Genomic DNA, 21783 nt, shown 5'->3' with positions numbered 1-21783 from the left:
CATGCGCCTGAGCACCACGATGATGTATACGAACGGCCTGAGCGGCGTGCTCTCTCAGGAATCGGACATGAACCGCCTGGTCGAGCAAGTCGGCAGCGGCAAGAAGTTCCTGACGCCGGCAGATGATCCCTTGTCGGCCGCGCTGTCGATTGGTGTGGCGCAGACGCAAAGCATCAATTCGACGTACGCGTCGAACCGCCAGACGGCCAACACGAACCTTGGCCAGGAAAACAATACGCTGGATTCCATCAAGAACACGCTGCAGGATGCGCGCACCCGCGTGGTGCAGGCCGGTGGCGTGTTGTCCGACAGCGATCGCCAGACCCTGTCGATGAATCTGAAGAGCACACGCGAGGCCCTGCTGGGTCTGGCCAACACGACCGACGGTAGCGGCTTGTACCTGTTCTCGGGCAATGACGGTAGCGTGATGCCCTATACCAAGGACGGCACGGGCAAAATCTCGTACAGCGGATCGGTCGGCGAACGCACGATTCAAGTCGACCAAAGCCGCCAATTGTCGACCAGCGACTTGGGTATTGACATCTTTGGCCGCGCGAATCCCGGTTCGCAGGCGTACGTCGCCTCGACGCCGGCCTCGAACACGGGCACGGCGCAATTCAGCGCCGTCTCGGTGACCCCGGGCAGCGGCAACCTTGACAAGAACTTTTCGGTGACATTCGAGGCTGACGCCGCCGGCGTCATCGGTTTCCGCGTGACGACTACCGACGCCAATGGCGGCAACCCGGTCACCGTGCCGGATCCGTCTTTGCCGGCGACCGGCTATGCGCCGGGCACCACGATCGACTTCGGCGGCGTGTCGGTGACCGTCACGGGCGAGCCGAAGGCCAACGACGTCATCAAGGTCGAAAACGTGCAGTCCACCGACATGGACGTGTTCTCGACGTTGGACGACCTGATCGCGGCGCTTGACGCCCCGAGCACCGGCGACCCGGTCGCGACAGCCCGCGTGACCAACGCGCTGGCCACCGCCAACAAGAAATTGTCGAACAGCTACGACAACGTGCTGACCGTGACCGCTTCGGTGGGCGCCCGCATGAACGAGCTGGAAGCGCTGGATGCCACCGGTACGAAGAAGGGCCTGACCTACGCCAAGTCCCTGTCCGACCTGGAAGACCTGGACTACTACGCCGGCGCCAGCCAGCTTGCGTTGCGCCAAGTGGCGCTGCAAGCCGCCTCGGCGGCATTCATGACCATTCAGGGGTCCAGCCTGTTCAGCCGCAAGTAACGCGGCGGGACCCCAAAAAGCGCACGGATCGCGTGCGGAGATTTGCGCCCTTACGGACGCTTCTGGCCAAAGGCCGGGGCGTCCGTGGTTGCGTGCAGGGTAGGTAGTGTCGTTTCACGTTGCTTAACGCTCGGATATTTCATGCTTGTCAATTTGAAAGTTCGCACCTGTATCGTTCTGGTGCTGTTGCTCTTCACGGGCGCCATGTTCATATCCAATGGCGTGGCCTGGATGGGGTTGAATTCCAGCAACAATAAGCTGGAGCAGGTCAACGACGCCTATTCCAATCAGGGTACGCAGCTCAACCGCGCCAACGCCGCCTTGCTGCGTGGCCGGTTGCTGTTGGCGACCTCGCTGATGGACATGCAGCAAGGCAAAACCGAACAAGCCAATGACCAGACCAGGCGCGCCGACGTCCTCATGCAGGAAGGCGCCAAGTGGCTTGATGAGTTCCGCAAGGCGCCGCGCATGGACGGTTCCGAGGCGCTGGTGGCCAAGCTTGAAGCGGCCTACAAGCAGTTCGATGACGTTTACAAACGCCAAGCCGCAGCACTGTCCAAGATGGCAGTGCAGGACTACCTGGATCTGAATGATGCCGGCAGCGCCGCTAACACGGCCTTCCGCGAAGCCGTGAATGCAGTCTTGGAGTTCCTGGACAAGCGTACCGACGAACTGGTGGTTCAGGCTGAAGTCGACCACAACATCTCGCGCACTGTGACGATCGCGTTGCTGGCGATCGCGCTGATCCTGGCCCTGGGTTGCTGGGTGTTCATCAACCGCACCGTCCTGCGTCCGCTGCATCAGGCGGGAGACCATTTCGACAAGATCGCGGGCGGTGACTTCACCGGCCGGATCGAAGTGCGCAGCACCAACGAGATCGGACAATTGTTCGGCGCCATCAAACGCATGCAGGAAAGCCTGACGCGCACGGTGGCGATGGTGCGCCGCGGTGTGGACGAGATCAACGTGGGCTCGCGCGAGATTTCCGCAGGCAACACGGACCTGTCCAGCCGTACCGAACAGCAGGCAGCGTCGCTTGAAGAGACGGCCGCCTCGATGGAGCAATTGGCTTCCACAGTGAAGCAGAATGCGGACAACGCGCGCCAGGCGAACCAGCTGGCGGCAAGCGCCTCGGACGTGGCCGAGCGCGGCGGTTCGGCGGTGGCTGAAGTGGTCAACACGATGCAGGGCATATCCGCCAGCTCGCGCAAGATCTCCGAAATCGTGTCCGTCATCGACGGCATTGCGTTCCAGACCAACATCCTGGCCCTGAACGCGGCGGTGGAAGCCGCGCGTGCGGGCGAACAAGGAAAGGGTTTTGCGGTAGTGGCGGGCGAAGTGCGCTCGCTGGCGCAGCGCAGCGCCCAGGCGGCCAAGGAAATCAAGGGCCTTATCGAAGACTCGGTCACCAAGGTGGGCGCGGGTTCGCAACAGGTGGAACGCGCAGGCGCGACGATGCAAGAGATCGTGTCCTCGGTCAAGCGCGTGACCGACATCATGGGCGAGATCTCGGCGGCGTCCGAAGAGCAATCCAGCGGTATCGACCAGGTCAACCGCGCCGTGTCGCAGATGGACGAAGTGACGCAGCAGAACGCGGCCCTGGTGGAAGAAGCGGCCGCTGCCGCAGGCTCCCTGCAGGAACAAGCCCAGCGTCTGGCCGAAGCGGTTGCGGTATTCAAGATCAACGCGGGCGAAGTGATTGAAGTGCCGGCCCATCGGTTGGCACAACAGTCGGATGCTCCGCGTATGCCGGCACCGCGCGCGCAGGCTCCGACGTCCCGACCGGCGGCACCTGCAGCCCGCTTGGCCAAACCGGCCGCGGCGCCCGCGCAGAACGCTGCACAAACTGCTTCGCAAGCGCCTCAAGCCCCGCAGGCCGAAACCGAAGCCGAAGCGGGCGAAGTGCAGGCTCCCAAGCCCGCGCCTCGCAAGACACAGGTGGCGCGTCCCAAACCCGCGGCGTCGGCCGCAACGGTGGCGCGTCCCTTGCGCCGCCCGGCCACTCGCGCCGATAGCGCTACGGATGCCGCGCCAGCGGCGTCCGCCGCCAGCCGCAGGCCCCCGCCCGCGGACGATGATTGGGAGTCCTTCTGACGGGATGACCGCTCAGTGCATTGAACAGGCAGCAGCATACGCAATACCCCCCTTTACGGTCCGGCGGCCACAGCGCGCCGCCGGGACGACTACCGGAACTATCGGAAAATGTTCAGCAATCTGAAGGTGCGCACGGGCTTGATGCTCGCTCAGTTGGCAGTTGCCCTGGCCGCACTGGTTGCCATTGCCATGGGCTGGAACAGCATGCGTTCCAGCGCCGACACGATCAACGCCCTGGACTCCCTGAGCGTCCAGCAAAGCAACCTGATCAAGGACGCTTATACGCAGATGCTGCGCGCGACCATTCGTGCAGACATCACCGCGGCGCAACGTGCAGCGGGCGATGCGAACGGCGCGGCTGAAAACTCCCGCACCGTGCAGCAACTCATCGCCGACGCGAAGAAGAAGATGGAAAGCTTCAAGGCGATTCCCAAGGTGACCGCGCTTGGCAAGGCCGCCGAGGGCGACTTGCTGACGTCGTTCAATACCTTCTCCGAAGCGCTGCAGTCCATGATGGGCGCATTGGACAAGGGTGATTCGGCCGCGTATCTGGCCTTGAAGAACACCAAGGCGGGCGCGGCCAGCGGCGCGTTTTCCAAGCAATTGACCGAATTCGCCAACGACATCAACGCCTTCAGCGAACAGCAGGTCCAGGCCGCGCGCAGCCAGACGTCGACAATGGCCTTTGTGTATCTTGCGTTGGCCGCGCTGATCCTGGTGGTGTCGCTGGGCGCGTTCCTGTTCATGAACCGCGTGATCCTGCGGCCGTTGCGCACGGTCAGCGACAGCTTCGACAAGATCGCCGGCGGCGATCTGACGGTGCGCGTGGACGTTAATTCGTCCAACGAGATCGGCCAGTTGATGGCGGCCGTCAAGCGAATGCAGGAAAGCCTGACGCGTACGGTTTCGACGGTGCGCCGCGGCGTGGACGAGATCAACGTGGGCTCGCGCGAAATTTCCGCGGGCAACACGGACCTGTCCAGCCGTACCGAACAGCAAGCCGCGTCGCTTGAAGAAACTGCCGCCTCGATGGAGCAGCTGGCCTCCACCGTGAAGCAGAACGCGGACAACGCACGTCAGGCGAACCAATTGGCGGCCAGCGCGTCTGACGTGGCCGAGCGCGGAGGTTCGGCGGTGTCGGAAGTGGTCAGCACGATGCAGGGCATTTCCGCCAGCTCGCGCAAGATATCCGAAATCGTCTCCGTCATCGACGGCATCGCGTTCCAGACCAACATCCTGGCTTTGAACGCCGCAGTGGAAGCTGCACGTGCGGGCGAGCAGGGCAAGGGCTTTGCGGTGGTGGCGGGCGAAGTGCGCTCGCTGGCGCAGCGCAGCGCCCAGGCGGCCAAGGAAATCAAGGGCCTGATCGAAGACTCCGTCACGAAGGTGGGCGCAGGTTCGCAGCAAGTGGAACGCGCCGGTGCGACGATGCAAGAGATCGTGGCTTCGGTCAAGCGCGTGACCGACATCATGGGCGAGATCTCGGCGGCGTCCGACGAGCAGTCCAGCGGCATCGACCAGGTCAACCGCGCTGTGTCGCAGATGGACGAGGTGACGCAGCAGAACGCGGCACTGGTGGAAGAGGCAGCTGCTGCCGCAGGCTCTTTGCAGGAACAGGCCGAGCGTCTGGCCCAGGCTGTTGCCGTGTTCAAGATCAACGCCGGTGAAGTGATTGAAGTGCCGGCCCGCCAACTGGCGCAGCAGCGGTCTGCTCCGCGTGTCGCCGCACGCGTGTCGGCGCCCGCTGCTTCAACGCCCGAAGCGCCCGCCGTCGAAGCCCCCGCCGCCAAACCGGCGCCTGCCGCACGCCTGACGCATGCAGCGCGCACCAAGCCGGCGGCAGCTGCCGAAGGTGCCACGGCGGCGCGCCCGCTGCGCCGTCCCGCACCGCGCGCGGCAACGGCCGCCAACGACGCCAAGCCGGCGCCGGCGGCAAGCCGCCGCCAGGCGCCGTCCGACGACGATTGGGAATCTTTCTGATACCGGAATTGCCGGTGAATGGGTAGGGTATGCGAGGCTATATACAACTTCTGGCGACTGCCGCCATCGCGGTTCTGCTGGCCGGCTGCGCGGCGACGGGTCATAACTTCGACCCGGGCAAGTTGTCGACCCTGACGCCGGGCCAGACCACGCTGGAAGAGGCCTCGCGGGCGCTGACCGCGCCGCCGGACAAGTTATACAAGCAGACCGACGGCACGCTTCTGGCCCTCTGGTCCTTCAAGATCACGTTTGTCGCCGACGGCCTGTACAGCCGCAAGGAAGCCCTGCTGCAGTTCGGCCCGGATGGCCGTTTGATGCGGCTGGTCGACAGCACCAATATTCTGCTGGAACCTTGGGAACGCCAGAAGTTGTTGGGGCCTGCACCCGCGCCTGAGTTGAATCAGGCCTGGCCGCCGGCGCCTATGGCCGAGCCCGAGGTGCAAACCATCTACATACCCGGTCCGGGCGAACCGGCCGGGTTGGCGCCTGCGAACAAATAAGTCTTGTTGTAGTTCGGCAGAGAGCATTGCGGCGCAAGCCGCAATGACCGTCGCCCTGAATGTACACCCCATGTAACAGGGCGTGTCGGCAGGGTGGTTTTTCATTTGGTCAGAGCAGTTCCTGAGGGATGGGGAAAAAATATGGAAGCGAGTCTCGAATCCGGCGCGAAGGCCGGCAAAGGCGGCAAGAAAAAGGCCGCGCGCGCACCTAAGGTGAAGCGCAAGCTCCGGTTGCGCGATGCCCGCGTCGGTACGATGCTGCTATGGGTCATGGCGTTCTTCGCGATCTTGATCGCGGCGGTAGGCGGCCTGGCTGCGTTTTTCCTGCAGCACAACTACGAATCCATCCGCGAAGTCAACGCACTGACCGAACGCGCCAAGCAGGTTGAAGTGATCAACAGCGACATGCTGCGCGCCCGCGTGAGCCTGATGGTGGCGGCGCGCCACCTTCAGGAATCCGGCTGGGGCAGCGGCGAGAACTCCGCCCGCGACGCGGCTGCCGCCCTGAAGGGCGCGACCGACCTGCTGACGGGCGTGCGCGCCCGCTTCGCGGACTTCCAGAAGAACATGCTGCAGGACGACACGGGCCGCCAGTTGTCCATGAACCTGGTCCGCCGCTATCGCTCGTACATCGACGACGGCGTGGACACCATGGTGGAGGCCCTGCGCAGCGAAGACTATTCGACGTTCTACATGGTGAACAACGAATACGGCACGCCGCGCAGCGCCGCCTTCATCGAGGCGCTGAACGATTTCGGCAAGTACATCGGCGACCAGCAACAGGCCACGATCGACCAGGCCGAGGCGAACTTCAACCGCGCCATGGTGGCCGTGGGCATCGCAGTCGGCCTGGCGCTGGTGCTGATGGTGTTCTGCCGCATCCTGTTTGGCCGCCTGGTCGTGCGCCCGCTGGTGGAAGCCGGCCAGCATTTCGACAAGATTGCCGCTGGCGACCTGACCAGCCGCGTCGAAGTCCGTTCGCACAACGAAATCGGCCAACTGATGGCGGCGGTCAAGCGCATGCAGGAAAGCCTGACCCGCACGGTAGCGACGGTGCGTCGCGGCGTGGATGAGATCACGGTGGGCTCGCGAGAAATCGCCGCAGGCAACACGGACCTGTCCAGTCGGACGGAAGAGCAGGCTGCATCCCTTGAAGAGACCGCAGCTTCGATGGAGGAACTGGCCTCCACGGTGAAGCAGAACGCCGACAACGCACGCCAGGCGAATCAGCTGGCGGCAAGCGCCTCGGACGTGGCCGAGCGCGGGGGTTCCGCGGTATCCGAAGTGGTCAGCACGATGCAGGGCATTTCCGCCAGCTCGCGCAAGATCTCCGAAATCGTCTCCGTCATCGACGGCATTGCATTCCAGACCAACATCCTGGCTTTGAATGCGGCTGTGGAAGCGGCGCGTGCGGGTGAGCAGGGCAAGGGCTTTGCGGTGGTGGCGGGCGAAGTGCGCTCGTTGGCGCAGCGTAGCGCCCAGGCGGCCAAGGAAATCAAGGGCCTGATTGAAGACTCCGTCACCAAGGTGGGCGCGGGCTCGCAGCAGGTGGAACGCGCGGGCGCGACGATGCAAGAGATCGTGGCGTCAGTGAAGCGCGTGACGGACATCATGGGCGAGATCTCGGCGGCGTCCGAAGAGCAGTCCAGCGGCATCGACCAGGTCAACCGCGCCGTGTCGCAGATGGACGAGGTGACGCAGCAGAACGCGGCGCTGGTGGAAGAGGCGGCCGCCGCCGCAGGTTCGCTGCAAGATCAGGCTCACCGCCTGGCCGAAGCCGTCGCGGTGTTCAAGATCAATGCCGGTGAAGTGATTGAAGTGCCCGCGCATCAACTGGGCGGCTATGCCGCGCCGACGTTGACGCAAGGCTGACGTGTCGGTGGTGCCCGGACCGGCCGCGCGATGGGCGCGGCAGGATGGGCAGCTACCGCGGACATGACCACGGCCGCGCCTGAGCGCGGCCGTGTTTCTTGTTGCGCAACGGCAATGGGATGCGGCGTGCGATTCCTACGCACGTTAAGTTTTCGAAAATTTGACCGTAAACAAAAATAACGCCTGAAATGGGCGGTGAACAGTGTTTGACGGCAGCGGATCCTGCCCGACAAGCCGGGCGGGTACAGGTCGATGCGGGGCGTCAGGTCCGGTTGCTCGCTGCCATTCATTCGCTGCTCTTATGAAGTAACCGGAGACTAGCTGTGCGCGTGAACCTACCCGTCCATGACGTGGAAACCAAGCTGCGTGAAGATCAGTACCTGATCTCGCGCACCGATACCAAGGGCCGCATCGTCTACGCGAACCCGGCGTTCGTCGAAGTCAGCGGCTTCACCCGCGAAGAACTGATCGGCAAGCCGCACAACATCGTGCGCCACCCCGACATGCCGTCCGAAGCCTATGCGGATCTGTGGGATACGCTGGAATCGGGCGAATCGTGGCTGGGGCTCGTCAAGAACCGGCGCAAGGATGGGGGCTACTACTGGGTGCTGGCCAACGCCACGCCGATTGTCGAAAACGGCGAAGTCGTCGCGTATTCGTCTGTGCGCGTGCGTCCGTCGGACGAGCAGGTGGAGATGGCCGAGGAGCTGTACGCCCGCATCCGCGAAGGCACGGCGCGCGGCGTGCGCATCCACCGCGGCCGCCCCGTGCGCGCGGGCTGGCGGCGTGGACTGGATCTCGTGGCGTTTCCCTTCAAGCGCAGCGTGCGTAGCCGCATGCTGCGCCATGCGCTGCTGTCTGGCGGCATCGTCGCGGGCGCGGGCGCCTACGGGCTGCATGCTAACTGGGCCACGCTGGATACCCTGGGCGCCAGCCTCGGCTGCGGCGTCATTGCACTGGGCGTGATCGCCATTTTCGGCATGGGCTGGAGCCTGTCGCGGTCTCTGCTGGATCCGATGGTGGATGCCGCCAACATGGCGCGCCAGGTCGCCGCCGGCAACCTGACCACGCAGATCGTGGCGGATTCTGACGATGAAGTGGGCAGCCTGAAGTTTTCGCTGGAAGTCATGCGCAAGAGCCTGATCGGCATTGCACAGGACGTCTACCGGGGCATCGAGGGCACCACGCACGCGGCCGTGCATATCGCCCGCGGCAACCAGGAACTGGCGGGTCGTACGGAAGGGCAGGCGGCCTCGCTGCAGCAGACGGCTGCCAGCATGGAACAACTGACCTCGACGGTGCGTCAGAACGCCGACAACGCCCGCCAGGCCAATCAATTGGCCGCCAGCAGCATGGACGTCGCGCGTCGCGGCGGCGTGGCGGTGGGCCAGGTGGTCAACACCATGCACGGCATTTCTGACAGTTCGCGCAAGATCGCGGACATCGTCAGCATCATCGAAGGCATCGCGTTCCAGACCAACATCCTGGCATTGAACGCTGCGGTGGAAGCCGCGCGTGCGGGCGAGTCCGGCAAGGGCTTCGCGGTCGTCGCCGGCGAGGTGCGCAGCCTGGCACAAAAGAGCGCGCAGGCCGCCAAGGAAATCAAGGGATTGATCGAAGATTCGGTCGATCGCGTGTCGGAAGGGTCGGCCCAGGCCGAGCAGGCCGGTGCCACGATGGAAGAAATCGTGGCCGCCGTGCATCGCGTCACGGACATCATCGGCGAGATCTCGCAGGCTTCGCAGGAGCAATCCAGCGGCATCGAGCAGGTGGACTCCGCCGTATCGCAGATGGACGTGATGACGGTGCAGAACACGGCGTTGGTGCAGGAATTGGGCGGCGCGGTGGTCCAGTTGGGCAACCAGTCCGGCGCGCTGCGCGAAACGATCCGCGTATTCCGGTTGACCGGCCAGCCCTGACCTGCCTGGTCGATCAACATCCTGCAAACGAAGCGGCCGCTGAAAAGCGGCCGTTTTGCATGGTGCTGATTTCGAGCTGGCCAAGCAGGGGGCTATCGGCCCGCCAATGCGTCGACCACCCGGCTCATGGCGCCCAGCCCGGATTCGAACAGCGATTCCAAAAAGGGACCAGCATGCGGCAGCACCACGGTCAGCACGGTGACGCCGACGATGAGGGTGACCGGAAAACCCACCGAAAACACGGACAACTGCTGCGCCGCGCGGTTCAGGATGCCCATCGCCAGGTTGATGGTCAGCAGCGCGCAGATCAGCGGCAGGGCCAGCAACAGGCCGGAGACGAACACGGTCTTGCCCCATTCCACGACCACTCCCCAGCCGTTCTGATGCAGCTGGATCATGGCCACGGGTAGTGTGTCGAAAGACCGCACCAAGGCCGCCAGGACGAGGAGATGGCCGTCCAACGCCAGGAAGGTCAGCATCGCGATGATGTTGAACAGGCGCGAAAGTACGGCGGTGTTGGCGCCGGAGCTGGGGTCGAAGAATGACGCGAACGACAAACCCATTTGCAGGCCGACGAATTCCCCCGCCGTCTGCACGGCGGCGAACACCAGGCGCATCGTGAAGCCCATGGCGATGCCGATCAGCACCTGCTGCATCACCATCCACAGGCCGGCGAACGACCCGGGCGCGATCGGCGGCATGGGGTCCAGCGCCGGGCTGACGGCGACGGCCAGCACAAAGGCCAGACCGACCTTGACCTTGACGGGGATGATGGATTCGGAGAACAGGGGGGCCGTGCCCACCAGCGCCAGGATGCGCACGAACGGCCAGAGGAACTGGCCGATCCAGCCGTTGAGCTGTTCGAGCGTGAAGGCGATCATGAGGGAAGCGTCTGGCGTCTGGCGGCGCGGGCCGCTCAGGACACCAGCATGGGGATCTGGCCGATCAATTGCCGGATGTAGTCGACCATCACGCCGATCAGCCACGGGCCCAGCAGCACCAGCACGCCGCACATCGCCAGCAGCTTCGGAATGAACGACAGCGTCATTTCGTTGATCTGCGTGGCGGCCTGGAAAATGCTGATGACGAGACCCACCACCAGCACGACCAGCAGCAGCGGGCCGGCCATTGCCAGGACGATCTTCATCGCCTGGTAGGCCATGGTCATGACGGTTTCGGCTGTCATGGCGATTCTGCTCCGGGCGTTATTGGTAGAAGCTCTGGGCGAGCGAGCCCATGAGCAGGTTCCAGCCGTCGGCCAGCACGAACAGCATCAGCTTGAACGGCAGCGCCACGGTGACGGGCGGCACCATCATCATGCCCAGCGCCATCAGCACGCTGGCGACCACCAGATCGATGATCAGGAACGGGATGAAGATGGTGAAACCGATCTGAAAAGCAGTCTTCAGTTCGCTGGTGATGAACGCCGGCACCAGAATGCGCAGCGGCACTTGCGAGGGGTCTTCCAGTGCCGGCTGCTTGGCCAGGTTGGCGAACAGCGACAGGTCGTTCTCGCGAGTCTGGTGCAGCATGAAGGTGCGCAGCGGCCCCGCGGCCCGTTCGACGGCGGTCTCGAACTGGATCGAGCCCTCGGACAGCGGCTTGTAGGCGTCGGCGTAGATCTTGTCGAACACCGGCGACATCGTATAGAAGGTCAGGAACAGCGCCAGCCCGATCAGCACGTGGTTGGGCGGCGACATCGCCGTGCCCATTGCGCTGCGCAACAGGCCCAGCACGATGATGATGCGGGTGAAGCCGGTCATCATCAGCAGCGCGGCCGGCAGGAACGACAGCGAGGTCATCAGCAGCAGCGTCTGCATGCTGAGCGAGTACGTCTCGGAGCCGTTGGGGCCGGGAGTGGTGGTCAGCGCCGGCAGCGTGGCCTGGGCGACGACGCCGGCGGGAAAGAAGGCCAGGCCCAGCACGGCGGCGGCCGCCAGCAACGGCAGCGCGTTCTGGCGGGCGCGGGTGGAGGTCGTGCGGGTGAGCAAACTCATGGGTATCGCTTGGATCGCGCAGGTGGCGCTAGCGGCGCTTGAGCGCCTGGCCCAGCTTGGCCGCGAATGCTGCGGCGGGCAAGGGCGAACCCTCCGGCAACTGGCCGGCGGGCAGGGTATGCAGGGTGCTGATCTGGTTAGGGCTGACGCCCACCACCAGCCAGGTGTTGTCGATCTCGACGACGACGATGCTTTGGCGCGCACCAACCGGCAGGCTGGCGACCTGCTTGAGCAGGTTGCCGCCGCCGCGCTGGGTCAATCCTGCGCGCTTGGCGAGCCATGCCGAAACCAGGATGGCGGCCACCACCAGCACAAGGCCGATGATGACGCGCAGCAGAGAGGATTCGGTCATGGCGCCGGTGCCGTCAACGACGGTTGTTCAAGCGGTTGATCCGCTCGGACGGGGTGATGATGTCGGTCAGGCGGATACCGTACTTGTCTTCGACGACGACGACTTCGCCCTGGGCGATCAGGTAGCCGTTGACGAAGATGTCCATCGGCTCGCCGGCCAGGCCGTCCAGTTCGACGACCGAGCCCTGGCCCAGCTGGAGCAGGTTCTTGATGGTCAGTCGGGTGCGTCCCAGTTCGACCGTCAACTGGACGGGCACGTCCATGATCAGATCGATATCGGTGCCGGCGCCGGCGGTGGCGCCTGCCAGGGGCTTGAACACCGACTGCGCGGCGGATTGCGCGGCAGGTTTTGCCGGCGCCGGTGCCGGCGCAGCAGGCGCGGCGGGCGCGGCCTGTGCAGGGGCTGCCGGCGTGGCGGCGGATTGTTCAGCCATCGCGGCTGCCCAGTCGTCCTGCGGCTTCAGGCCGTCGGCCTGGGTGGGCGGATTGGCGCGGGATTGTTCGGCGAGCGCGTCGGCCCAGTCGTCGGCCGGGGACGAGCCGGTGCCAGGCTCGTTCTTGTCAGTCATGGTCGGGGGCCTCGTGTGAATCGGTATCGTAGGTAAACATGTTCTGTACGCGCAGCGCGTACTGGCCGTTGAAGACGCCGTAGCCGCATTCCATCAGCGGCACGCCATCCACATTGGCAATGATGGTTTCGGGCACGTCCACGGGAAGGACGTCACCCACTTTCAGGCTCATCAGCTCGCGGATCGACGAGGGGATGCGCGCGAACTCTGCGACCACGTCGATGTCGGCGCTGCGAACCTGGCGCGACAACTGCTGCGACCAGCGCTGGTCCACTTCTTCCAGCGTGGTCTCCTGCAGCGGCCGCGTCAGCAGATCGCGCACCGGCTCGATCATGGAGTAGGGCAAGCAGATGTTCAGGTCGCCGCCGGTCGCGCCGAATTCGATATGGAACGAGGTGACGACCACCACTTCATTGTTGCCGGTGATGCTGGCGAACTTGGTGTGCATCTCCGAGCGCACGTACTCGAATTCGATCGGATAGACGGGATCCCAGGACTTGCCGTAGCTTTCCAGGGTCAGGTTGAGCAGGCGCCGGATGATGCGCTGTTCGGTCGTGGTGAAATCCCGGCCTTCGACGCGCGTGTGGTAGCGGCCATCGCCGCCGAACAGGCTGTCGATGACCAGGAACACCAGGTTCGGGTCGTAAGTAAAGAGCGCCGTGCCGCGCAGGGGCTTCATCTGAATCATGTTCAGATTGCTCGGCACGGGCAGGTTGCGTTCGAAATCGGCGTACTTCTGGATCTTGATCGAACCGACCGTGATGTCCGCGCTGCGGCGCATGAAGTTCAACAGCACGTTGCGCATATGGCGCGCGAAACGTTCGTTGATCAACTCCAGCGTCTGCATGCGGCGGCGCACGACGCGTTCGGGCGAGCTCAGGTCATAGGCGCGCGCGCCATCGTTGGTACTGGCCGCCTCGGTCTTGCTGTCGCTCTCGCCGGTGACGCCGGCAAGCAGCGCATCGACTTCGTCCTGTGAAAGGAATGCCTCGTAGGCCATGCTTATTGCACCACGAACGCCGTGAACAGTACGTCGGTGACATACTGGCCGTCCGGCAGGGGCGAGAAGGGGCGGTTGACCGCCTGCTTGATCGCGGTGGCCATATCCGTCTTGCCTTGCTGCGTCTGCACGCCGGTGGGCGATTGCGAGGACAGCACCATCAGGATGCGGCTGCGCACTTCAGGCATGTACTTTTCAAGCCGGGTGCGGGTCTGTTCGTCGCTGACGCGCAGGGTCAGGCCCACGTGCATGATGCGTTCGGTGTCGGCGTTCTGCAACGTGACGGTGAATGCTTCGATCGGCACGAAGATCGGCGCAGGCACGGCGACAGGAGCGGCAGGCGGGGCGACGAAGGTCGTCGGCGCTGCCTGCGGGCCTTGGCCGGGCTGGCCCGGCTGACCGGGTTGGCCAGGCTGGCCGCCCGGGACCTGGCCCACGCCCAACTGCACCGCGGCGCCGGCTTGCGGCTGCTGCATGCGTTGGGTGATGAACCAGGTTGCGCCGGCGCTGGCGGCGGCGACGAGGAGCAGGACCAGTATGGCCAGGATCGGGCGAAGGATGCGGCCGATGCCGCCGGAGGTCTTCGCGCCCGACGGCGCGGATAAGGTTTTGGAAGTCGCCATCTCGGTTTCGATGCGTATTGGGCCGCTGGTGAAAACGGATACTTAGTGGATGAAAGCATTCTGCCCCAATTCCCGCCTCGGCTTGGAGGCGAAAAACAGGGCGAAAGCCGCGTATCTCAAGCTATTGCTGCACTGCCCGCATCCATTGCTGGCCGCGGGCCGCCTGTTTGCTACGCGAAGGTGTCGACCAGGGCGTTGGCATTGCGCGGCGAGGGCACGACGGGCGCGGCGTTGCCGGCCGCCGCATCGGCAACCACCGATCCGCCGCCGTTCTGACGTTGCGAGCCATTGCCGCCCTGTTGTTGCGCGAATTCCTGCTGCGCGGCCTGTTCGCCGACGCTGGTCTGGCCCAATGAAATACCGGCTTGCGCCAGCGCTTGCTGCAATTGCGGGATAGCGGTTTCGATCGCCTGGCGCACTGACGCGTGAGCCGACACGAACGAGGCGCTAGCCACGCCATCGGCCAGGTTCAGGCTGACGCGCAAGGGGCCCAGGTCGGGCGGATCCAAGCGCAGTTCTGCCGTTTGCATGCCTTGGCGCGCGTTGGTGCTCATCATCACGACTTGCTGGCCCAGTTCGGTACCCCAATGCGTGCCGCCCACGGGGGTGGCGATCTGCATCACGACGGGCACGGCCGGTGCGGCAACAGCGGCTTGATTCACCACGGGCGCGGCTTGGCGCTGGGTCGCGGCGGCCAAGGCCTGGGCCAGATGATCCTGGGCCGAAGCGCCGTGTTGCGGGGCCTGGAATTGCTGCGCCGTGCTGGTCAACGCCGCGGTCAGTTCTTCTTCGGTGCGTGCCGGCAGCGTTGTTGTGTGTTCGGTCTCGGCGCGGGCATCGCGCGGTACGCGCGGCAGCGTAAGGTCGGTGGCAAGACGAATCGACTCGGTCTTCGCCGCAGGCTTCGCGTTGGCGGGCGCGGCTTCCACAGCCGGGGCCACGGCGCTGCCCGGCTTGACGGCGGCGGTCACCACCGGCAGGGCGGCCTGGGCATCGCGCGCGGCAAGCGCGGCGGCAGCTTCGGCCTGTTGGGCCGTTGCGGCGACCGGCGTGCCAGGCGCGGCGGCGGCGCCGGCGTTGACGTTGGCGGCATTCAGCGTGGCGTTGAGCACGGCCGCGCCGGAACCCAGCGCCGCGGCGGCGGCTTCGGCGTTGCCGCGGGCAAGCTGCACTTGTTCAGCCGCCTGGGCGGCGATTTCAAGCGCTTGCTGCGGCAAGACCGGCGCGGCCGGTTGTTGGGTGGCGGCAACCGCCATTGCGCCGGCTTCCGCGGCGGCGGCGGTCTTCACCGCATCGTCGATCGCGCCGGCAGCGGCGTTTTCAGCCTTGCTGGCCGGGTCGTTGGCGGTGGTGTTCTTGCCGGGCGTCTTGGCGCCGTTGTTCGCGGGGCGCGAATCGGCGGACGGCTTCGGACGCTGCTGGGCCAGTACGTCGGAAAAGCTCGGGCCTTTCTTGTTCGCGGACGCGGACTTGTTGGCGCCAAGCGCGTCGGCGATCGACGTCTGCGCGACGGGTGCGATCGTGGGCAAGGGCAGGGGAGCGGTCATCTTGGGCTTCCTGTGAGGTATTGCTTAATGCAGGCCGGCCTGGCGCTGGACCAGGCGGGCGGAGTATTCATCGTTGGCGCGCTGTTCGCGGCGGGATTCCACGACGGCCTGCGCGCGCATTTCGCGCTGCGCCAGGGCATCGTAGGAATTGAGCTTGCGTTTTTCCTGCTGCCAGTACTGGCGGCCTTTGGCCAGGTTCTCGTCTGCCTGGCGCAGCACGGTCTGCTGCTGGCTGATCGCGTCATCCAGGGTGCCGATGAAGCGCTGGTAGTTATGGCAGTCGCTGGCCGACATTCCCGTCGTCATCGCCTGCTGCAGGCGCTCCAGGTAATCCTGGCGGTAATCGTTCAGCATGCCCAACTGGCGCTCGGCATTGGTGCGCTCGGCGCTGAGCCGGCCCAACAGGCGCGCGGCTTCGTCCGTGCTTTCCTTGGCCAGGTTGATCAGCATGTCCAAGGGCAATTGGCTAGGCATAGGTGTCCCTTAACTCGAAACTGGCGCGCAACTGGTTGACGGCGTCGTCGTAGCCGACGTTCTCGCCGATGTCCTGCTGCAAGAACGCCTCCAGACGGGGGTAGCGGGCGATGGCTTCGTCCAGCTGCGGATCGTTGCCGGCGGCGTAGGCGCCGACGGCGATCAGGTCGCGGTTGCGCTGGTAGCGCGACAGGTTCTGCTTGAACCGGCGCACGACGGCGAACTGCTGCGGCGTGATCAGCGAGGTCATCGCACGGGAAATCGACGCCTCGATGTCGATGGCGGGGTAGTGGCCGGCTTCAGCCAGATGGCGCGACAGCACCACGTGGCCGTCCAGGATCGCGCGCGCCGAGTCGGCGATCGGATCCTGCTGGTCGTCGCCTTCGGCCAGCACGGTGTAGAACGCGGTGATGGATCCGGCCTTGCCCGACGGGCCGGGCGCGCCCATTCCGGCGCGTTCGACCAGCATGGGCAGCTTGGCGAACACCGACGGCGGGTAGCCTTTGGTGGCGGGCGGTTCGCCGATGGCCAGCGCAATTTCCCGTTGCGCCATGGCGTAGCGGGTCAGCGAGTCCATGATGAGCAGCACATCCAGGCCCTGGTCGCGGAAGTGTTCGGCCAGGCGCGTGGCGTAGGCCGCGCCTTGCAGGCGCAGCAGGGCCGATACGTCGGCGGGCGCCGCCACTACGACCGAGCGCGCCAGGCCTTCGGGGCCCAGGTTGTGCTCGATGAATTCCTTGACTTCGCGGCCCCGTTCGCCAATCAGGCCCACGACGATCACGTCGGCCTTGGTGTAGCGCGCCATCATGCCCAGCAACACGGATTTCCCCACGCCGGAACCGGCGAAGAGACCCATGCGCTGGCCGCGCCCGACGGTCAGCAGCCCGTTGATGGCGCGCACGCCCGTGTCCAGCACGGTGTCGATCGGTGCACGGGACAAGGGGTTGATGGGCAGGGCGGACAGTGGCGCCAGTTCAGCGCCCGTCAGCGGGCCCAGCCCGTCCAGCGGGCGGCCCGCACCGTCCAGCACGCGGCCCAGCAGGGCGTTGCCCACCGGCAGGTGGCGGCCAAGCTGAGGCTTGGCGTTGCCGTTCAATTCTGCCTTGCGCGGCAGCGGGATCTGCCGTTGCACGGGCGGTTCGCCGGGCACGACGCGCGCGCCGGGCGGCAGGCCGGAAATGTCGGCCTGCGGCATCAGGTACAACGTGTGGCCGTCGAAACCCACGACTTCGGCGTCGGCCCAATGGTCATGGCCACGCGCGATTTCAATGCGGGCGGCCGCGCCGACGGGCAGGCGCAGGCCGGTGGCATGCAGCACCAAGCCGGTCGCGCGGGTGATCTTGCCGCTGACCAGCCACGGGTCGGTCGACGCGGCGCGGATCGAGCCGATCTCCAGCTGCGTCTTCCAGCGGTCGATGACCGGGACGGCAGGTGCTGCAACGGCGGGCGCGGACGACAGCGGCGCGGCCGTCTGGCCGGGCTGTGCCGGAGCCGGATGGCTGTTCACGCCGGCTCCTCCCAGGAGACATTGCGGCCCAGCGAGGCCGCTACCCGGCGCCAGCGCGTCTGCAGCGTGGCGTCGATGTCGCCGAAGGGCGTTTCGGCGCGGCAACCGCCGCGCGCGATGGATTCATCGGCCAGCACGCGCCAATGGCCTTCTTTCAGTTCGTCCGCCAGGTGCAGGCGGATCAGCTCGATGTCGTCGGGGTTGGCCCACAAGCGCATCTGGCCGCCGGCTGACGGGTTGATGTGCAGCACGTCGCGCACGGCGGCGGCAACCGTTTCAGGCTGTTCGGCCAGCGTCGTGCGCACGACCTGCTGCGCGATGTCCAGGGCAAGCGTCAACAAGCTTTGGCCCATTTTTTCTTCCAGCGAACCCAGCGATGCGGCGCAGGCTTCGACCAGCGTGTGCAGGCGCTGCGCTTCGGCCGCGCCTTGCTCGCGCGCCTGGGCCAGGCCTTCTGCGAAACCGGCTTCGCGTCCCGCGGCGAACCCCGCATCGTGTCCCGTTTGCTGGCCCGCTTCCACGCCGGCCGCGTGGCCGTGCGTGTAACCTTCCTCGCGCCCTTCGGCCATCGCCTGGGCGCGCAGCTGCGCCATCACCACGGCGGGATCCGGACCCGGATCGGGTTCGGGCTCCGGCTCGACTTCGACGGCCGCCGGCTCGTCGAACGACAGCATCTGCCAGCGCCGCCAGGCGGCGCTGCGCGAGATGAGCGTCGTCGCGCCGTTGTCCGCTTCAGACATACGCGTCGTCTCCAGAATTGCCCAGGACGATCTGGCCGCTTTCGGCCAGGCGGCGGGCGATCTGCAGGATCTTCTTCTGCTCGGCTTCGACCTTCGACATGCGGATCGGACCCTGGGCTTCCAGGTCCTCGCGCAGCATTTCGGCCGCGCGGCTGGACATGTTGCGCAGGAACTTGGCGCGCAGCTCTTCCGGCGCACCCTTGAGCGCGACCATGAGCGTGTCGTTGTCGATTTCCTTCAGGATGAGCTGGATAGCCCGGTCCTCGACATCCAGCAGGTTGTCGAAGACGAACATCTCGTCGATGATCTTCTGTGCCAGGTCGTTGTCGCGTTCGCGCAGGCTGGCCACGACGGTTTCCTCGTCCGAGGAATTCATCATGTTCAGGATCTCGGCCGCTGTGCGCACGCCGCCCATCTTGCTGCGCTTGGCGCCCTGGCCAGCCAGCACGGAATTCAGCACTTCGGTCAGTTCCGACAAGGCCGCAGGCTGCACGCCGCCGAAGGTGGCGATGCGCAGCATGACGTCGTTGCGCAGGCGATCGGTCAGCAAGGCCAGCACGCCGGCGGCGCGGTCGCGCTCCAGGTGGACCAGGATGGTCGCGATGATCTGCGGGTGTTCGTCGCCGATCAGCTCGGCCACGGTGTTGGGGTCCAGCCAGTTCAGCGCGTCGATGCCGCTGCCGCCGTCGCCGGCTTCCAGGATGTCTTCGATCAGGCCGGCTGCGCGGTCGCTGCCCAGCGCCTTGGTCAGGACGCTGCGGATGTAGTCGTCCGAGCCCAGCGTGACGGCCATGAACTGATCGGCTTCCTGGCGGAATTCTTCCAGCACGACAGCCACGTCATTGCGCGTGACCTGCTTCAGGCTGGCCATCGCGGCGCCGACCTGCTGCACTTCACGGGCGCTGAGGTATTTGAAGACCTCGGCTGCCGCGTCCTCGCCCAGCGACATCATCAAGACGGCGCTGCGCGTCATGCCGTCCATCGGGGTGGAATCATTTTTCATCTTTGCTCATCCAGGTGCGCAGAACCATCGCGACGGCGCGCGGATCCTTATTGGCCATCGTGCGGGCGCGTTCCAGGTTGTCTTCGTAACGGCTGACTTCCTTCGAGCGGGCCACGTCCTGGGCCTCGCGGGCTGCTTCGACGCGCTCGGCCTCAGCCATTTCCGGATCAACCGGCGGATACAGGTACTCGGTGACCGAGCGGCGAACCTTGCGGTACAGCCAGAGAGCAACCACCAGACCCACCAGCCAAGCCAGGATGGTCTTGAACAGGGCGATCATTTCCGGGTCGCGCCACATCGGCACCGGCGGCGGGCCATCGTTGAACTGGCTGTTCACCAGGTTCAGGGAGTCGCCGCGCGTTTCGGAATAGCCCATGGCTTCGCGGACCAGGTTGGTCAGCTTGTTCAGTTCTTCGGGCGGCAGGGCTTGGGGCTCGCCGTCCTTGTCGCGGATGTAGTTCACCACCACGGCGACTGACAGGCGCTTCAGATTGCCCACCGGCTGCTTGATGTGGCTGATGGTGCGGTCCACTTCATAGTTGGTAGTGGCGTCGCGGCGCTCGTTCAGGTTTGTCGTGGCCGTCTGCGTGCCCGTCTGCTGTTGCTGCGCATTGGCCGGCTGTTGCGGCTGGCCCGGGCGGGGCGGTTGCGGCGCGGGCGGGTTGGCGATCGGGGCCTGTGCGTTGGCCGGGGCCTGGTTCGACAGCGCGCCGGGCACGCCCTGGGCGGGGTTCACGCCGCGCTGGGTGGAATCGCTGGTCTGCTGGCTGCGGATGGCGGACTGGCCCGGTTCCTGGTTCGGGCGATAGACTTCGGAGGTCTCTTCGCGGCGGGCGAAGTCGACGTCGGCGCTGGCCTGGGCGTGGACGTTGCCCGGGCCGACCAGCGGATTCAGGATGGTCAGGATGCGTTCGACCGTGCGCTGTTCCATTTCGCGCACAAAGCGCATCTGGTCAGCGTCCATGCCGCGGCCTTCGCCCAGCGGCGCGGACAGCAGGCGCCCGTTCTGGTCGACGATCGATACATTCTCAGCGGTCAGTTCGGGCACGCTGGAGGCCACCAGCCACGAGATCGCCGATACCTGGGCGTCGCTCAGGCTGCGGCCCGGGTAGACGTTCAGCAGCACCGACGCCGTGGGCGCCTGGCGTTCGCGCACGAACAGCGATTGGCGCGGCATGGCCAGGTGTACGCGGGCGTGCTGCACGGTGTGCATCGCTTCGATCGAACGAGCCAGCTCGCCTTCCAGGCCGCGCTGGTAGTTGATCTGCTCAGCGAACTGGCTGGCGCCGAAGCGGGCGTTGTCCATCAGCTCGAAACCGACCGAGCCGCCACGCGGAAGCCCTTGTGAAGCCAGTTGCAACCGGGCGTCGTAGACGCGGTCGGCCGGAACCAGCAAGGCAGTGCCGGTCTCGTTGTAACGGTAGGGCACGTTCATTGTGCCGAGCGCCGTCACAATGGCACCGCCATCGCGGTCGTCCAGGTTCGAGAACAGGACCTTGTACTTGGGTTCGCTGCCCCACATCACGGCAGCAACGACCAGCGCAACGACGGCGGCCGCCGCGCCAAGCAGGATAGGCTTGGGCAGCGCGCGTATCTTTTCCAGGGCGGGGAACTTCGCCAGCAGCGACGAACTCAGAGTGGCCTGCTGATTCATCGATGGCTCCCGCTGGCTACGCGGAGCAGGGAAAAGGACTTCATGTCTGGGTAGGGCAGATTACACATGCAACGTGCTTCTGGTCTGGGGAGAGCCTGGATTATTGCCGTTGGTACGACAATCCCAATCGATGAAAACAGCCGGTTTTTGGCGTTACTTATCCTCTATGTCGACGGCAAGGCGAAAGCCGCGGCCATGGGTGTGCGCCTAGCTGGCGGCATTCGAGGAAATGTCGGGGTTTTTGGCGGTTTTTATCGGCTATGGGCGCGCGCGATCGGCGTTACGCTCTGCACAACATTGGCGTCATGCCCCACCAGCAAGGAATCAGGTAATGGCTGTATCAGGCTTGTCCGGCATCGAAAGCATGCTCCAGCAGATGCGCTCCGTCGTGAGCAAGGCGGAAACCGGCAATCTCGCCGCCGGTGAAATGGTCGGCCAGCCCGACGGCTTCGCTGCCGAGCTGCAGCGCTCGATCCGCCGCGTGACCGCGGCGCAGAACGCATCGTCCGCCCAGGCGAAGGCCTTCGAAATGGGCGCGCCCGACATTTCGCTCAATGATGTGATCATCGATATGCAGAAAGCCAGTATCGGCTTTCAGACGGCTGTGCAGGTGCGCAACAAGCTGGTTGCCGCCTACAAGGAAATTTCCTCTATGGCCGTTTAAGGCCAAGGAAAGAAACGGGGGGCTTTCCTTGCTGCCCCCTCGG

At 65.3% G+C, this 21783-nt stretch carries 20 protein-coding genes; 7 read left to right on the top strand and 13 right to left on the bottom strand.

The window, feature by feature from the left end; translation table 11 throughout:
* Position 1: 1 nt before the first annotated feature.
* The 6 genes from flgL to AC3WMU_RS09290 all read left to right on the top strand — a co-directional run bounded on the left by flgL (position 2) and on the right by AC3WMU_RS09290 (position 9611).
* Entirely contained in the window at positions 2-1246 is a 1245-nt protein-coding gene (flgL, locus tag AC3WMU_RS09315) for a flagellar hook-associated protein FlgL (protein WP_424626028.1), read from the top strand.
* Between the two features lie 141 nt (positions 1247-1387).
* Positions 1388-3340, top strand: coding sequence for a methyl-accepting chemotaxis protein (locus AC3WMU_RS09310; RefSeq protein ID WP_492282209.1), 1953 nt, complete (start codon positions 1388-1390; stop codon positions 3338-3340).
* A gap of 108 nt (positions 3341-3448) precedes the next feature.
* On the top strand, positions 3449-5320 hold the full coding sequence (locus AC3WMU_RS09305; RefSeq protein ID WP_424626026.1) for a methyl-accepting chemotaxis protein: 1872 nt from the start codon (positions 3449-3451) through the stop codon (positions 5318-5320).
* A 29-nt stretch (positions 5321-5349) separates the two neighbouring features.
* A complete protein-coding gene (locus AC3WMU_RS09300) occupies positions 5350-5820 on the top strand; it encodes a hypothetical protein (RefSeq protein ID WP_006224605.1) in 471 nt (156 codons plus the stop codon).
* Between the two features lie 141 nt (positions 5821-5961).
* The gene (locus tag AC3WMU_RS09295; RefSeq protein ID WP_143219546.1) at positions 5962-7692 is read left to right on the top strand and encodes a methyl-accepting chemotaxis protein; all 1731 of its coding nucleotides are present in this window, start codon (positions 5962-5964) and stop codon (positions 7690-7692) included.
* 323 nt (positions 7693-8015) lie between these two features.
* Positions 8016-9611 (top strand): methyl-accepting chemotaxis protein, encoded by a 1596-nt coding sequence (locus AC3WMU_RS09290; protein ID WP_006224607.1) that lies wholly within the window; start codon positions 8016-8018, stop codon positions 9609-9611.
* Between the two features lie 92 nt (positions 9612-9703).
* On the opposite strand, the gene fliR is transcribed toward AC3WMU_RS09290, so the two are convergent.
* The 13 genes from fliR to fliF all read right to left on the bottom strand — a co-directional run bounded on the left by fliR (position 9704) and on the right by fliF (position 21076).
* The gene (gene fliR, locus AC3WMU_RS09285) at positions 9704-10492 is read right to left on the bottom strand and encodes a flagellar biosynthetic protein FliR (RefSeq protein WP_006224608.1); all 789 of its coding nucleotides are present in this window, start codon (positions 10490-10492) and stop codon (positions 9704-9706) included.
* 35 nt (positions 10493-10527) lie between these two features.
* Entirely contained in the window at positions 10528-10797 is a 270-nt protein-coding gene (fliQ, locus tag AC3WMU_RS09280) for a flagellar biosynthesis protein FliQ (protein ID WP_006219058.1), read from the bottom strand.
* 19 nt (positions 10798-10816) lie between these two features.
* The gene (fliP, locus tag AC3WMU_RS09275; protein ID WP_006224609.1) at positions 10817-11608 is read right to left on the bottom strand and encodes a flagellar type III secretion system pore protein FliP; all 792 of its coding nucleotides are present in this window, start codon (positions 11606-11608) and stop codon (positions 10817-10819) included.
* Between the two features lie 28 nt (positions 11609-11636).
* Complete coding sequence (gene fliO, locus AC3WMU_RS09270; RefSeq protein ID WP_006224610.1) at positions 11637-11960, bottom strand: flagellar biosynthetic protein FliO; 324 nt, start codon at positions 11958-11960, stop codon at positions 11637-11639.
* 13 nt (positions 11961-11973) lie between these two features.
* Positions 11974-12528: a flagellar motor switch protein FliN gene (gene fliN, locus AC3WMU_RS09265; RefSeq protein ID WP_006224611.1), complete on the bottom strand. Its 555-nt coding sequence runs from the start codon at positions 12526-12528 to the stop codon at positions 11974-11976.
* Entirely contained in the window at positions 12521-13528 is a 1008-nt protein-coding gene (gene fliM / locus AC3WMU_RS09260) for a flagellar motor switch protein FliM (protein WP_006224612.1), read from the bottom strand. Before fliM ends, fliN begins: the two co-directional genes overlap by 8 nt.
* Before the next feature lie 2 nt (positions 13529-13530).
* Complete coding sequence (gene fliL, locus AC3WMU_RS09255; RefSeq protein WP_006224613.1) at positions 13531-14151, bottom strand: flagellar basal body-associated protein FliL; 621 nt, start codon at positions 14149-14151, stop codon at positions 13531-13533.
* A 170-nt stretch (positions 14152-14321) separates the two neighbouring features.
* A complete protein-coding gene (locus AC3WMU_RS09250) occupies positions 14322-15698 on the bottom strand; it encodes a flagellar hook-length control protein FliK (RefSeq protein ID WP_280028558.1) in 1377 nt (458 codons plus the stop codon).
* A gap of 24 nt (positions 15699-15722) precedes the next feature.
* Positions 15723-16172, bottom strand: a complete 450-nt coding sequence (gene fliJ / locus AC3WMU_RS09245) for a flagellar export protein FliJ (RefSeq protein WP_006223469.1) — start codon at positions 16170-16172, stop codon at positions 15723-15725.
* Entirely contained in the window at positions 16165-17631 is a 1467-nt protein-coding gene (fliI, locus tag AC3WMU_RS09240; RefSeq protein ID WP_035212694.1) for a flagellar protein export ATPase FliI, read from the bottom strand. Before fliI ends, fliJ begins: the two co-directional genes overlap by 8 nt.
* Before the next feature lie 44 nt (positions 17632-17675).
* A complete protein-coding gene (gene fliH / locus AC3WMU_RS09235) occupies positions 17676-18419 on the bottom strand; it encodes a flagellar assembly protein FliH (RefSeq protein ID WP_006223467.1) in 744 nt (247 codons plus the stop codon).
* Positions 18412-19422 carry a flagellar motor switch protein FliG gene (gene fliG / locus AC3WMU_RS09230; RefSeq protein ID WP_035212612.1) on the bottom strand — a complete coding sequence of 337 codons (1011 nt, stop codon included), beginning with the start codon at positions 19420-19422 and terminating at the stop codon, positions 18412-18414. The genes fliH and fliG overlap by 8 nt, the downstream gene beginning before the upstream one ends.
* Entirely contained in the window at positions 19412-21076 is a 1665-nt protein-coding gene (fliF, locus tag AC3WMU_RS09225; protein WP_006223465.1) for a flagellar basal-body MS-ring/collar protein FliF, read from the bottom strand. The genes fliG and fliF overlap by 11 nt, the downstream gene beginning before the upstream one ends.
* A 331-nt stretch (positions 21077-21407) precedes the next feature.
* Between fliF and fliE the strand changes: the two genes are divergently transcribed.
* Positions 21408-21740 (top strand): flagellar hook-basal body complex protein FliE, encoded by a 333-nt coding sequence (gene fliE / locus AC3WMU_RS09220; protein WP_006223464.1) that lies wholly within the window; start codon positions 21408-21410, stop codon positions 21738-21740.
* Positions 21741-21783 lie beyond the last annotated feature (43 nt).

This window comes from Achromobacter sp. FW305-C-13 (assembly GCF_058783475.1).
Note: the sequence above shows the minus strand (reverse complement) of the source record. Positions and strands in the feature narration are given on the sequence as shown.